The 12,993-nt window shown below is 66.5% G+C and carries 10 protein-coding genes and 2 rRNA genes (1 of these 12 cut by a window edge); 2 read left to right on the forward strand and 10 right to left on the reverse strand.

Features of this window, described 5'->3' with window-relative positions; genetic code table 11:
- Nucleotides 1-317 precede the first annotated feature (317 nt).
- Together OG510_RS15840 and OG510_RS15845 are read left to right on the forward strand one after the other, a co-directional pair.
- Complete coding sequence (locus OG510_RS15840) at nucleotides 318-1,091, forward strand: ECF subfamily RNA polymerase sigma factor, BldN family (RefSeq protein ID WP_164266411.1); 774 nt, start codon at nucleotides 318-320, stop codon at nucleotides 1,089-1,091.
- Nucleotides 1,092-1,306: 215 nt separating this feature from the next.
- Nucleotides 1,307-2,506, forward strand: a complete 1,200-nt coding sequence (locus tag OG510_RS15845) for a DUF5667 domain-containing protein (RefSeq protein WP_406137500.1) — start codon at nucleotides 1,307-1,309, stop codon at nucleotides 2,504-2,506.
- Nucleotides 2,507-2,600: 94 nt separating this feature from the next.
- Here OG510_RS15845 and OG510_RS15850 read toward each other — a convergent pair whose 3' ends face one another.
- From OG510_RS15850 to OG510_RS15895, 10 genes are all read right to left on the reverse strand, one after another.
- Nucleotides 2,601-3,689: a lysophospholipid acyltransferase family protein gene (locus tag OG510_RS15850; RefSeq protein ID WP_406137501.1), complete on the reverse strand. Its 1,089-nt coding sequence runs from the start codon at nucleotides 3,687-3,689 to the stop codon at nucleotides 2,601-2,603.
- A 1-nt stretch (nucleotide 3,690) separates the two neighbouring features.
- Complete coding sequence (locus OG510_RS15855) at nucleotides 3,691-4,800, reverse strand: NAD-dependent epimerase/dehydratase family protein (RefSeq protein ID WP_406137505.1); 1,110 nt, start codon at nucleotides 4,798-4,800, stop codon at nucleotides 3,691-3,693.
- A gap of 168 nt (nucleotides 4,801-4,968) precedes the next feature.
- Nucleotides 4,969-5,067, reverse strand: coding sequence for a 30S ribosomal protein bS22 (locus OG510_RS15860; RefSeq protein ID WP_003948845.1), 99 nt, complete (start codon nucleotides 5,065-5,067; stop codon nucleotides 4,969-4,971).
- A 121-nt stretch (nucleotides 5,068-5,188) separates the two neighbouring features.
- A complete protein-coding gene (locus tag OG510_RS15865; RefSeq protein ID WP_164266407.1) occupies nucleotides 5,189-5,401 on the reverse strand; it encodes a helix-turn-helix domain-containing protein in 213 nt (70 codons plus the stop codon).
- 130 nt (nucleotides 5,402-5,531) lie between these two features.
- Nucleotides 5,532-6,347, reverse strand: coding sequence for a phosphatase (locus OG510_RS15870; protein WP_406137507.1), 816 nt, complete (start codon nucleotides 6,345-6,347; stop codon nucleotides 5,532-5,534).
- Nucleotides 6,348-6,652: 305 nt separating this feature from the next.
- On the reverse strand, nucleotides 6,653-7,828 hold the full coding sequence (locus OG510_RS15875) for an acetoin utilization protein AcuC (RefSeq protein ID WP_406137509.1): 1,176 nt from the start codon (nucleotides 7,826-7,828) through the stop codon (nucleotides 6,653-6,655).
- Nucleotides 7,779-9,065, reverse strand: a complete 1,287-nt coding sequence (locus OG510_RS15880; RefSeq protein ID WP_406137511.1) for an MFS transporter — start codon at nucleotides 9,063-9,065, stop codon at nucleotides 7,779-7,781. Before OG510_RS15880 ends, OG510_RS15875 begins: the two co-directional genes overlap by 50 nt.
- A gap of 41 nt (nucleotides 9,066-9,106) precedes the next feature.
- Nucleotides 9,107-9,751, reverse strand: a complete 645-nt coding sequence (locus OG510_RS15885; RefSeq protein WP_406137512.1) for an HAD family hydrolase — start codon at nucleotides 9,749-9,751, stop codon at nucleotides 9,107-9,109.
- 68 nt (nucleotides 9,752-9,819) lie between these two features.
- Nucleotides 9,820-9,936 (reverse strand): 5S ribosomal RNA (gene rrf / locus OG510_RS15890).
- A gap of 78 nt (nucleotides 9,937-10,014) precedes the next feature.
- Nucleotides 10,015-12,993, reverse strand: a 23S ribosomal RNA gene (locus OG510_RS15895); it runs 145 nt beyond the window's last position.

Genomic DNA, 12,993 nt, shown 5'->3' on the forward strand with positions numbered 1-12,993 from the left:
ACTCCCGAGAGCGCGGGCGAATCGAACTTCTTACCCCCCTGCACCCGCCGCCAGTCCCGTTGCGGCCGCTCGCGCACAAGTGACCCCGCAATCAAACGGATCGTGAGGCTATCCGATCAATAAACGGTCACGAAGTGCTACTTGATCCGACGTGTAGACGTAACAGAAGCGACGTAATCGATGATTTGAGCAACTGGGTGTAGCACTGCCTGTACGAAGCGTTATTCTCCTCAGACGCATACCGGACCTCACTCGCCATCACGTCGAGTGAATCATCCAGCACTGCACGTGATGGAAGCTCTGCCTCTGGGAGTCCCGTGTACCCACACGTCGGGGTTGACGCCTCGGGCCTGGCTACGCTGCGCACAACGGTCCTTGACCAGCTGCGCGGCTTTGTCCCCACCGCGTACGCCGTCCCCGCATTTGCCACAGCCGCGCCTGCCGGCCCCTGCTATGCCCTCGCCGATGGCGGTGCGGCGGTCGGCAGACGCAGCCGCGGCGGCACCGGCACGTCCACCGCCCGTCGGCCTGCGGCCGACAGCGACAGCGCACGCATGATGGACCTCGTCGAACGCGCTCAGGCCGGCGAGGCCGACGCCTTCGGGCGGCTCTACGACCAGTACAGCGACACGGTCTACCGCTACATCTACTACCGCGTCGGCGGGAAGGCGACGGCGGAGGATCTCACCAGCGAGACCTTCCTGCGCGCTCTGCGCCGTATCTCCACCTTCACCTGGCAAGGGCGCGACTTCGGCGCCTGGCTGGTCACGATCGCCCGGAACCTGGTCGCCGACCACTTCAAGTCGAGCCGATTCCGGCTCGAAGTGACCACGGGCGAAATGCTCGACGCCAACGAGGTCGAGCGCAGTCCCGAGGACTCCGTCCTGGAGTCCCTCTCCAACGCCGCCCTGCTCGAGGCCGTACGGAAGCTCAATCCCCAGCAACAGGAGTGCGTGACCCTGCGCTTCCTGCAAGGGCTCTCCGTGGCCGAGACCGCCCGGGCCATGGGCAAGAACGAGGGCGCCATCAAGACGCTCCAGTACCGGGCCGTGCGCACCCTGGCGCGACTCCTCCCCGATGACGCACGCTGATCACAACTCACCGTCAGTCATGGCCTCATGACACTGCGGTCCGATCATCTTTCGTCCGTAACCCAAGTGCTGTGCGGCTCGTTGTGTCGGATGCAGGCTCCCTGTGGTCAAGCCACGCCCGCAGGTACTCACCCGATCGAGTGGAAGCACTCAAGGTGGGCAACCTTCCGGACCCCGAGGGGAGTCGATCGTCATGACGAGAGGAGGTGCCGCCAGTGATCGGACAAGTTTCGGCACACCGGCGGGCGAACGCCTTCGCCCAGGCCCTGGAGGAGCAGACACTCCAGGGCTCGGCGGCCGACCAGCCCGAAGCTCCCACCGAACCGAGTACACAGGGGCAGTTGCTGGCCCTGGTGACCGGGCTCGAAGAGCTACCGAAACCACAGCTGGATCCTGAGGTCAAAGTGGTGCAACGAGCCCAGCTCGTCGCGGCCATGGAGACGATGCTCGCGGGGGGAGGTGTGTCCGAGGGCCCTCAGGTGCCCGAACAGCGGACCGGCCGAGGCGCCCACCGGGCGTCCCCGCTCCGGAAATTGCGCCCCCGCTCCCGCTGGTCGAAGGGCCTCGCTGCGGGCGGACTCACCGTCGGCGTCGCGGCCGGAGCCTTCAGCGGCGTCGCGGCTGCCAGCTCCGACGCCCTCCCCGGTGATTCGCTGTACGGGCTGAAGCGCGGCATGGAAGATCTCAAGCTGGGAATGGCGAACGACGACGCCGCCCGCGGTGAGATCTACCTCGACCAGGCTTCCACCCGTCTCCAGGAGGCACGCCGCCTCCTGGAGCGCGACCGGGCGGGCCGGCTCGACCACGAGCAACTGGGCGAAGTCAGACGCGCGTTGAACGGAATGAACCACGACGCCGGAGAAGGTCACCGGCTGCTGCACGAGGCGTACGCGAGGAACGGGACACTCGGCCCGATCCAGACCCTCTCCTCGTTCTCCCGCTCGCACCGGGAGACCTGGAGCAAGCTCCGGGGCCGGCTGCCCGTCCAGCTCCACGACGTCGGAAACCAGGTCAACTCGGTCTTCGACGCCATAGACCAGGAGGTCGGTCCGCTCCAGTCCCAGCTGCCGCAGACCCCAGGCACCACCGCCCGCACCCCAGGGCACCCGGGCACGACGAAGCCGGCCACCCCCGGCACCGGCCGCCCCGGCCCCACATCGGCCGCCCCGCACCACAGCGGCAAGGACGACACCAGGCCGCAGCCGTCCGGCTCCGAGAGCGGCAAGGCCGACCAGGGCCTGATCGGCGGCAACACGGGCGGTCTGCTCGACCCGCCGAAGAGCAGCGGCTCGTCCTCGTCCGAAGGCACCGGCAAGTCCGGCGAAGGCAGCAAGCCCGCACCGGACGTCACCCTCCCCCCGCTGCTCCCCGGCCTGCTCCCGGGCCTGGGCATCAGCGGCGAGGACGCCCCGTAGCACGGAGCGACCAGCAGTACCCGTACCAAAAGGAAGGTGCGGGGCCCGGAAGATCACGGGCCCCGCACCTTTCCGTTCGTCCGGAGAGAGCCGGTCAGAAGAAGACCGACCGGCGCTGTACGAGCAGCTTGTACAGCGTGTGCTGGATCTGCTCCCGCACCTGGTCCGTCAGGTTGAACATCAGCATCGGATCCTCCGCGGCCTCCTCGGGGAACCCGTCCGTCGGAATCGGCTCACCGAACTGGATGGTCCACTTCGTCGGCAGCGGCACCAGGCCCAGCGGCCCCAGCCACGGAAACGTCGGCGTGACCGGGAAATACGGGAAGCCCAGCAGCCGCGCCACCGTCTTCGCGTTCCCGATCATCGGGTAGATCTCCTCGGCGCCGACGATCGAGCACGGCACGATCGGCACCCCGGCCCGCAGCGCGGTCGACACGAAGCCGCCCCGCCCGAACCGCTGGAGCTTGTACCGGTCGGAGAACGGCTTCCCGATGCCCTTGAACCCCTCGGGCATCACCCCGACGACCTCACCGCGCTGCAGCAGCCGCTCCGCGTCCTCCGCACACGCCAGCGTGTGCCCGGCCTTCCTGGCCAGCTCGTTGACGACCGGCAGCATGAAGACCAGATCCGCGGCGAGCAGCCGCAGATGGCGCTCCGCCGGGTGCTGGTCGTGGACGGCGACCTGGAGCATCAGCCCGTCGAGCGGCAGCGTCCCCGAGTGGTTGGCGACGACGAGCGCCCCGCCGTCCGACGGGATGTTCTCGATGCCCTTCACCTCGACACGGAAGTACTTCTCGTACAGCGGCCGCACCGCCGACATCAGCACCTGGTCGGTGAGCTCCTTGTCGTACCCGAACTCGTCGACGTCGTACTCACCAGTGATCCGGCGCCGCAGAAAGGCCAGCCCGCCGGCGATCCGCCGGTCCCAGTCGCCGCCGGTCTCCGCGCGGTCCGCCCGGTCCCTCACGGCGGCGCCCTGCGCCGGGGGCTCCGTACGCCCGGACGCCTCGGCCGGCTCGGTCCCCTCGGACGGTTCGGGCCCCGACTGCTGCTCCGGCACGGGCGCGAGCGGTCCCGTGGCGGCCCTGCCGCGCGTCCCGGACCGCTTGGCGGCCTTGCCGCCGCTCCTGTTCCGCCTCGCTCGCGGCTCGTCGCCGAAGGGGATGACCTTGGCATCGGCCATGTCAGATGCGCTCCTTGCTGACGGAGTGGGCGGGAATCACGGGTCGGGCGGCACCGGCGGCAGCGGAGGGTCCTGCCGGACCTACGGACTCGGCGAAGGCGGCGACCCGGTCGACGGCCCGCGCCAGCGCCCGCGGCGGCAGCAGCCCGTCGCCGCGGCTGAGCGCGAAGTCCTCGAAGGCCCCGGCCGTGGAATACCTCGGCACGAACCCCAGTGTCTCGCGCATCTGCACCGTACTGACGACCCGGCCATGGGTGAGCAGCCGGATCTGCTCCGGCGAGAAGTCGGTGACGCCCACGGTCCGCAGCGCGGAGCCGACCCAGTTCACGGCCGGCAGCAGCACCGGGACCGTCGGCCGGCCCAGCCGCCGCGAGCACTGCGAGAGCAGCAGCACCCCGTCGCCCGCGATGTTGAAGGTGCCGCTGTTGAGCGTCCCGCGCGGCGGTTCGCCCAGCGCCAGCCGGAGTACGTCGATGACGTCGTCCTCATGGACGAACTGGAGCCGCGGGTCGTAGCCGAACACGGTCGGCAGCACCGGCAGCGACAGATACTCGGCGAGCGGATAGTCCGTGCTCGGCCCCAGGATGTTCGCGAAGCGCAGCACACAGACCGCCACATCGGGCCTGCGCCGGGCGAAGCCCCGTACATAGCCCTCGACCTCGACCGCGTCCTTCGCGAAGCCGCCGCTGGGCAGGGACTTGGGGGGCGTCGTCTCGGTGAAGACGGCCGGGTCGCGGGGCGCCGACCCGTACACATTGGTGCTGGACTTGACCACCAGGCGCTGGACGGTCGGCGACTTCTGGCAGGCACCGAGCAGCTGCATGGTGCCGATGACGTTGGTCTCCTTGACCGCCGTCCGGCCGCCGCTGCCCAGCGGGGTGCCGGTCACGTCCATGTGCACGACCGTGTCGACGTCGTGCTCGGCGAGCACCCGGGCGATGGCGGGCTGGCGGATGTCCGCCCGTACGAAGACGGCGTCACCCAGCCCGTGTGCGGGCTCCACGATGTCCACCGCGATCACCCGGTCCACCTCGGCGTCCCGCAGTATGCGGCGCACGAGCCGGCCTCCGAGCTGCCGGGCCACTCCGGTGACGAGCACGACCTTGCCCAAGATCAGCGCCTTCCCATTCGGACTCCCGTACGGGCCACGGTAGCGGCTCGTTGTCGCGCTGTACTGGTGATGCGCTGCGTGAAGTCATCGGAAATCTACCCGCAGGAACGCGCAGAGGCCCTCCCACCATGCTGGTGGGAGGGCCTCAGAACCACGTACAGCTGCCGCTTACTTCTTGTTGCGACGCTGAACGCGGGTGCGCTTGAGCAGCTTGCGGTGCTTCTTCTTAGCCATCCGCTTGCGCCGCTTCTTGATAACAGAGCCCACGACTACCCTCGCTCACTTCTCTTCACTCGGTGCGGGGCGTCTGGGCCCACACGACCTACGTCGGCCTAGCCTACCTGCCGCCGAGTGAGGGACGTAATCCGAGGGAAACCCCCGGGCTCATCTAGGCGGTCTGGACCCCCACGAAGGACTCGCGGAGGTATGCGTGCACTGCTTGCTCCGGGACCCGGAAGGACCTGCCCACCCGGATCGCCGGCAGATGACCGCTGTGCACCAGCCGGTACACGGTCATCTTGGACACTCGCATCACCGAGGCGACTTCCGCCACGGTCAGGAACCTGACCTCATTGAGAGGTCGCTCACTCCCAGCAGCCATGACCCACCTGAACCTTCCGCACCCGACGGGGCACCGGCTTCCCCTTCCGGTGACTCTTCGTCGTGGCGCGCTCACTCACCAGACTAGGTGCGGGTGGTGCGAGTGGGGAAGAGGAGCAACAGCCCCTTCCCTACTGGGGCAGAAGCGCCCGATTGAGTACATAGCGAATGAGCGGCCGGTAGTAGTGGGGGCGCACCGCGTCGTCGAGCGGAACGGCCACGGAGACCCGCCCCTCGGCCTCGCCGACGAACAGCGCGGGGTCGTCGGTGTCCGCGAGGCCGATCGCCTCGACCCCCAGCTGACCTGCCCCGCAGACCCATCCGTGGTCGCCGACGACCAGCCCCGGCAGGCCGTACGCATCCCCCGCGGCGGCTTCCAGCGCGACCCGGACGGGCAGCGGGGAATGGGTGTGTGCGCCGGGCTCACTTCCCGGCTGCCGCACGCCGGGTTCGCGCATCAGCGCGACTCCCCGTACGTACTCCAGGAGGTGGGTGCGTACGCCGAACCGGGTCGTTATGTCGACACTTCGGCCCTGCGCGGGGGTGAGGACAGTACATCCGGCCGCCGACAGGGCGTCTGCCAGCGCGGCGTAGAAACCGAGCAGCCGATGCGGGTGCCCGGTCCCGAACAGCACACTGGCACCACGCGCCGCGGCCTCCCCGAGCCGCACGGCGAACGCGTCGAGCCCGGCCAGCGTCCGCTCCGGGTCGATGACATCGGGCCCCGACACCTGCCCCGGATCACCGGAAACCCCGCACCGCTCGGCCATCAGACGCAGCAACTCCGGCTCGCCCCACACCTGTTCGGGATGAATGCCGAGGGTCACCCGCGGATCGCGCGCGGCGAAGAGCCGGTAACTGCGCAGACTCACTTCCCGCGGGGTGGCCACGGGCCCGGCCAGCCGGGCCGCCAACAGATGCGCACGGAGGGCGCCGGTGGTCAACACCCTGCCGATCGTGCCGCAATGACGCGGCCCCCGGGCCGAAACCGGGGATATCCGGCACAGTTGGCGTAACGCGACCACCCAACAGGCAACGCCAGCCCCAGCACGACAACTCCAAGCGCACCCGGCACCCCAGGCCCAGCCGGCAACCCAAGCCCGTCCGACGATTGAGGACACAAGGGGGCCCGGGGGCTGGCCCCCCGGTTTCGGGAAGGGGCGGGGAGGGGACAAGCCCGCCGCAGGCGCCCCACCCGCACCAGGCGACCGACAGCACAACCCCACCCGCACAACCCCCCGCACCCCACCCCCTAAGCCAACAACCCCCGCAGAGGAAACACAGCCCGCCGAGTAGCAAGCACAGCCTGATCAAGCCGATCAGCAGGGTCGTACCCCTCGTCCCAGGACCGCCACCCCACAGGCCACCGCCCATCGGTCATCCGCGCGGGCCCCACCCCCCGGGTCCGCGCATACACGTCGTCCCGCCAGGACGGCGGGATCACCGACTCCGGATCGATCTCGGCATGCCCGGCGATCCCCACCAGATGCGTCCACGACCGCGGTACGACGTCGGCCACCGCGTACCCGCCCCCGCCGAGCGCCACCCACCGCCCGCCGTCCGCGTACTCGTGCGCCAGCTCATGGCAGGCGACCTGCACCGCACGCTGCGCGTCCAGCGAGACCGCCAGATGGGCCAGCGGGTCCTCGAAGTGCGTATCGGCGCCGTGCTGCGACACCAGCACCTGCGGCCGGAAGTCGGCCAGCAGCTCGGGCACCACCGCGTGGAACGCCCGCAGCCACCCCGCGTCACCGGTCCCGGCCGGCAGCGGCAGATTCACCGCCGTCCCCTCCCCCGCGCCCTCGCCCGTCTCGGTCGGAAACCCCGTACCGGGAAAGAGCGTGCGGGGATGCTCGTGCAGCGAGACGGTCAGCACCCGCGGATCGTCCCGGAACGCCTCCTGCACCCCGTCCCCGTGGTGCACGTCCACATCGACGTACGCGACCCGCTCCGCCCCCAGTTCGAGCAGCCGGGCGATGGCCAGCGCGGCGTCGTTGTAGATGCAGAACCCGGAGGCCGCACCCGGCATCGCGTGGTGCAGCCCGCCCGTGAAGTTCACCGCGTGGTCCGTGTCGCCGCGCCACACCGCCTCAGCCGCACCGACGGACTGGCCGGCGATCAGCGCGGAGACCTCGTGCATCCCGGCGAAGGCCGGATCGTCGGGGGTCCCCAGCCCGTACGAGAGGTCCGCCGCCGCCGGATCCACCGACGCCGCCCGCACCGCGTCCAGATAGTCCGCCCGGTGCACCAGGCGCAGGGTCGACTCCCCGGCCGGTCTGGCGGCGACGACATCGACCGCGCCGTCCAGCCCGTACGCCCGGACCAGCCCCATGGTCAGTGCGAGCCGCACCGGATCCATCGGATGGCCGGGCCCGAAGTCATACTTCGTTACTGCTTCGTCCCACATCAACAGTCCGCGGCCGCTCATGCCCGACACCGTATCGGGCATCCCCCTGGCCGAACGAGCGGGCGTACACGAGGGTCGCCAGCACAAGCACCATCGGTACGAGCATCGCGCCCCGGTAGTTCCACGCGTCGCCGATGGCGCCCACCAGCGGCGAGCCGACCAGGAACCCCACGTAGTTGAAGATGTTGAGCCGGGCGATGGCCGCGTCGGACGCGTGCGGGAACAGCCGCCCGGCGGCGGCGAAGGTCTGCGGCACGATCACACAGAGCCCGAAGCCCAGCAGCGTGAACCCGAGCATCCCCACCCAGGGCCCGGTCGCACCGGCCACCACCCCGAACCCGACAGCCGCGACGACCGACCCGAACCGCACCACGGCCACCGCCCCGAAGCGCCGCACCCCGAAGTCCCCGACCGCGCGGCCCAGCAGCGTGGTGACCATATAGACGTTGTACGGGACCGTGGAGAGCTGCTCGGAGCTGCCCAGTACGTCCTGAAGGTATTTGGCGCTCCAGTTGGAGACGGTCGAGTCACCGATGTAGGCGAAGGCCATCACAAGGCAGAGCGGCAGCAGCATCCTGAAGACGACCGAGCCCCCGGCACCACCGGCCGCACCGCCGGCCCCACCACCGGCCGCCTCAGCACCCCCTCCGGCCCCGGCTCCTGCTCCTGCCCCGGCCGCCGGAACATCCCCATCCCGGGCATCCGCGTACCAGCGGCTCGCCACCAGACAGACGGGCAGCAGCACCACGGCCACCGGCCAGTACAACGTCAGCAGCGACAGATGCCAGTGCGCCCCGGCCCACGCCAGTGAGGCACCGGCGATCCCGCCGAGGCTGTACGCGGCGTGGAACCCGAGCATGATGCTGCGCCCATAGGCCCGCTGGAGGCTCACCCCCAGCATGTTCATCGAGGCGTCCAGCGCCCCCACCCCGAGCCCGAACACCCCGAGTGAGACAGCCGCCTGCCAGAGCTCGGTACCGGCGGCGGCACCGAGGAGCGCCAGCAGCACCACGGGCTGCGCCCAGCGCAGCACGGCCGAGGGCCGCACCCGCTTCACCAGCTGCTCGGTGCCGACGCTGCTGAGGCCGGCGAGCACCGGAACCGCGGCGAGGAAGACGGGAAGCAGGCCGTCGGATATCCCGTAACGGTCCTGGACGGCGGGGATCCGCGTCACCAGGAGAGCGAACGCGGCGCCCTGCGCGAAGAAGCTGAGCCCCAGAGAGGCCCGGCCGTGCCGCAGGCGAACATCTGTCGTCATGGCGGCACAGTAGGCCCCTCGCCTACCGGTGGGTAGATGGATCAGGCAAGGAGTTGGGGCAGCTGCGACATATTCGAGAAGAAACCGTTCGCCCCGGCGAGCCGCTCGGCGGGAGTCATCGCCGTAAACCCGTACACATCCATCCCGGCCGCATGGGCGGCCGCCACCCCGAGGGGGCTGTCCTCGATGACGACGCACCGCTCGGCGGCCACGCCCATCTGCTGGGCGGCGTGGAGGAAGAGGTCCGGCGCCGGCTTGCCCCGGCCGACGTCCTGCGAGCTGAAGATCCACTCGTCCTCGAACCACTCGTCGAGACCGGTGACCCGCTGGCTCACCCGGATCCGTTCGTGGGTACCGGAGGAGGCGACGCAGTACGGGACACCCTGGGCGACCAGTTCCCCGAGGACGTCGCCGACACCGGCGACCGGCTGGAGCTCGGTCTCGTAGGCGGCGAAGATCCGGCTGTGCAGGGTCTCGTCGAAGTCGTCGGGGAGCTGCTGTCCGCTCCGCTCCCGGATGGTGTCGTGCACCCGGTGCACGGCGGCACCCATGTAGTCACGGAGGGACTCGTCGTACGAGGTGGGGTGCCCCAGCTCGGTCAGGTACCCCGCGAGGATGGTGTTGGAGATCGGCTCACTGTCCACAAGGACGCCGTCGTTGTCGAAGATGACCAGGTCGTAGCGCATACCCTGACCATAAACGCAAAAATGCCTCAGCCCCGGACCATAACGGTCCGGGGCTGAGGCTAAAAATTGTTCGGCGGCGTCCTACTCTCCCACAGGGTCCCCCCTGCAGTACCATCGGCGCTGAAAGGCTTAGCTTCCGGGTTCGGAATGTAACCGGGCGTTTCCCTAACGCAATGACCACCGAAACACTATGAAATTAACCAACACCGGATACAACACGGTCGTTCGTTATTTCAGAACTAACACAGTGGACGCGAGCAACTGAGGACAAGCCCTCGGCCTATTAGTACCAGTCAGCTCCACCCGTTACCGGGCTTCCACATCTGGCCTATCAACCCAGTCGTCTACTGGGAGCCTTAACCCCTCAAAGGGGGAGGGAACACTCATCTCGAAGCAGGCTTCCCGCTTAGATGCTTTCAGCGGTTATCCTTTCCGAACGTAGCCAACCAGCCATGCCCTTGGCAGGACAACTGGCACACCAGAGGTTCGTCCGTCCCGGTCCTCTCGTACTAGGGACAGCCCTTCTCAATATTCCTACGCGCGCAGAGGATAGGGACCGAACTGTCTCACGACGTTCTAAACCCAGCTCGCGTACCGCTTTAATGGGCGAACAGCCCAACCCTTGGGACCGACTCCAGCCCCAGGATGCGACGAGCCGACATCGAGGTGCCAAACCATCCCGTCGATATGGACTCTTGGGGAAGATCAGCCTGTTATCCCCGGGGTACCTTTTATCCGTTGAGCGACAGCGCTTCCACAAGCCACTGCCGGATCACTAGTCCCGACTTTCGTCCCTGCTCGACCCGTCGGTCTCACAGTCAAGCTCCCTTGTGCACTTACACTCAACACCTGATTGCCAACCAGGCTGAGGGAACCTTTGGGCGCCTCCGTTACTCTTTAGGAGGCAACCGCCCCAGTTAAACTACCCATCAGACACTGTCCCTGATCCGGATCACGGACCGAGGTTAGACATCCAGCACGACCAGAGTGGTATTTCAACGACGACTCCACAACCACTGGCGTGGCCGCTTCACAGTCTCCCACCTATCCTACACAAGCCGAACCGAACACCAATATCAAACTGTAGTAAAGGTCCCGGGGTCTTTCCGTCCTTCTGCGCGAAACGAGCATCTTTACTCGTAGTGCAATTTCACCGGGCCTATGGTTGAGACAGTCGAGAAGTCGTTACGCCATTCGTGCAGGTCGGAACTTACCCGACAAGGAATTTCGCTACCTTAGGATGGTTATAGTTACCACCGCCGTTTACTGGCGCTTAAGTTCTCAGCTTCGCCACACCGAAATGTGACTAACCGGTCCCCTTAACGTTCCAGCACCGGGCAGGCGTCAGTCCGTATACATCGCCTTACGGCTTCGCACGGACCTGTGTTTTTAGTAAACAGTCGCTTCTCGCTGGTCTCTGCGGCCACCCCCAGCTCACACCGTAAAGATGATCACCAGGAATGGCCCCCCTTCTCCCGAAGTTACGGGGGCATTTTGCCGAGTTCCTTAACCATAGTTCACCCGAACGCCTCGGTATTCTCTACCTGACCACCTGAGTCGGTTTAGGGTACGGGCCGCCATGAAACTCGCTAGAGGCTTTTCTCGACAGCATAGGATCATCCACTTCACCACAATCGGCTCGGCATCAGGTCTCACCCACATGTCATCCGGATTTACCTGGACAACGGGCTACACCCTTACCCCGGGACAACCACCGCCCGGGCTGGACTACCTTCCTGCGTCACCCCATCGCTTACCTACTACCACCTTGGTTCAGCGGCTCCACCACTCCCCTTTCCCCGAAGGGTCCAGGACGGCTTCACGGCCTTAGCATTAATGGGCTCAGTATTGGGCGTTTCAAAGCGGGTACCGGAATATCAACCGGTTGTCCATCGACTACGCCTGTCGGCCTCGCCTTAGGTCCCGACTTACCCTGGGCAGATCAGCTTGACCCAGGAACCCTTAGTCAATCGGCGCACACGTTTCTCACGTGTGTATCGCTACTCATGCCTGCATTCTCACTCGTGAACCGTCCACAACTCGCTTCCGCGGCTGCTTCACCCGGCACACGACGCTCCCCTACCCATCCCAGCCCCCGTTAGAGGTATATGCTGGAATGACACGACTTCGGCGGTACGCTTGAGCCCCGCTACATTGTCGGCGCGGAATCACTTGACCAGTGAGCTATTACGCACTCTTTCAAGGATGGCTGCTTCTAAGCCAACCTCCTGGTTGTCTCTGCGACTCCACATCCTTTTCCACTTAGCGTACGCTTAGGGGCCTTAGTCGATGCTCTGGGCTGTTTCCCTCTCGACCATGGAGCTTATCCCCCACAGTCTCACTGCCGCGCTCTCACTTACCGGCATTCGGAGTTTGGCTAAGGTCAGTAACCCGGTAGGGCCCATCGCCTATCCAGTGCTCTACCTCCGGCAAGAAACACACGACGCTGCACCTAAATGCATTTCGGGGAGAACCAGCTATCACGGAGTTTGATTGGCCTTTCACCCCTAACCACAGGTCATCCCCCAGGTTTTCAACCCTGGTGGGTTCGGTCCTCCACGACCTCTTACAGCCGCTTCAACCTGCCCATGGCTAGATCACTCCGCTTCGGGTCTAGAGCGTGCAACTCAAACGCCCTATTAGGACTCGCTTTCGCTACGGCTTCCCCACACGGGTTAACCTCGCTACACACCGCTAACTCGCAGGCTCATTCTTCAAAAGGCACGCAGTCACGACTGACCGTACAAGTACGACCAGCGACGCTCCCACGGCTTGTAGGCACACGGTTTCAGGTACTATTTCACTCCGCTCCCGCGGTACTTTTCACCATTCCCTCACGGTACTATCCGCTATCGGTCACCAGGGAATATTTAGGCTTAGCGGGTGGTCCCGCCAGATTCACACGGGATTTCTCGGGCCCCGTGCTACTTGGGAATCACACAAGCAAGCCGTTGATGTTTCAGCTACGGGGGTCTTACCCTCTACGCCGGACCTTTCGCATGTCCTTCGCCTACACCAACGGTTTCTAACTCGCCCAACAGCCGGCAGACTATTGAAGTGCAACCCCACAACCCCGCATGCGCAACCCCTGCCGGGTATCACACACATACGGTTTGGCCTCATCCGGTTTCGCTCGCCACTACTCCCGGAATCACGGTTGTTTTCTCTTCCTGAGGGTACTGAGATGTTTCACTTCCCCTCGTTCCCTCCACATGCCCTATGTGTTCAGGCATGGGTGACAG

This window comes from Streptomyces sp. NBC_01089, from assembly GCF_045162975.1.
GTDB lineage: Bacteria > Actinomycetota > Actinomycetes > Streptomycetales > Streptomycetaceae > Streptomyces.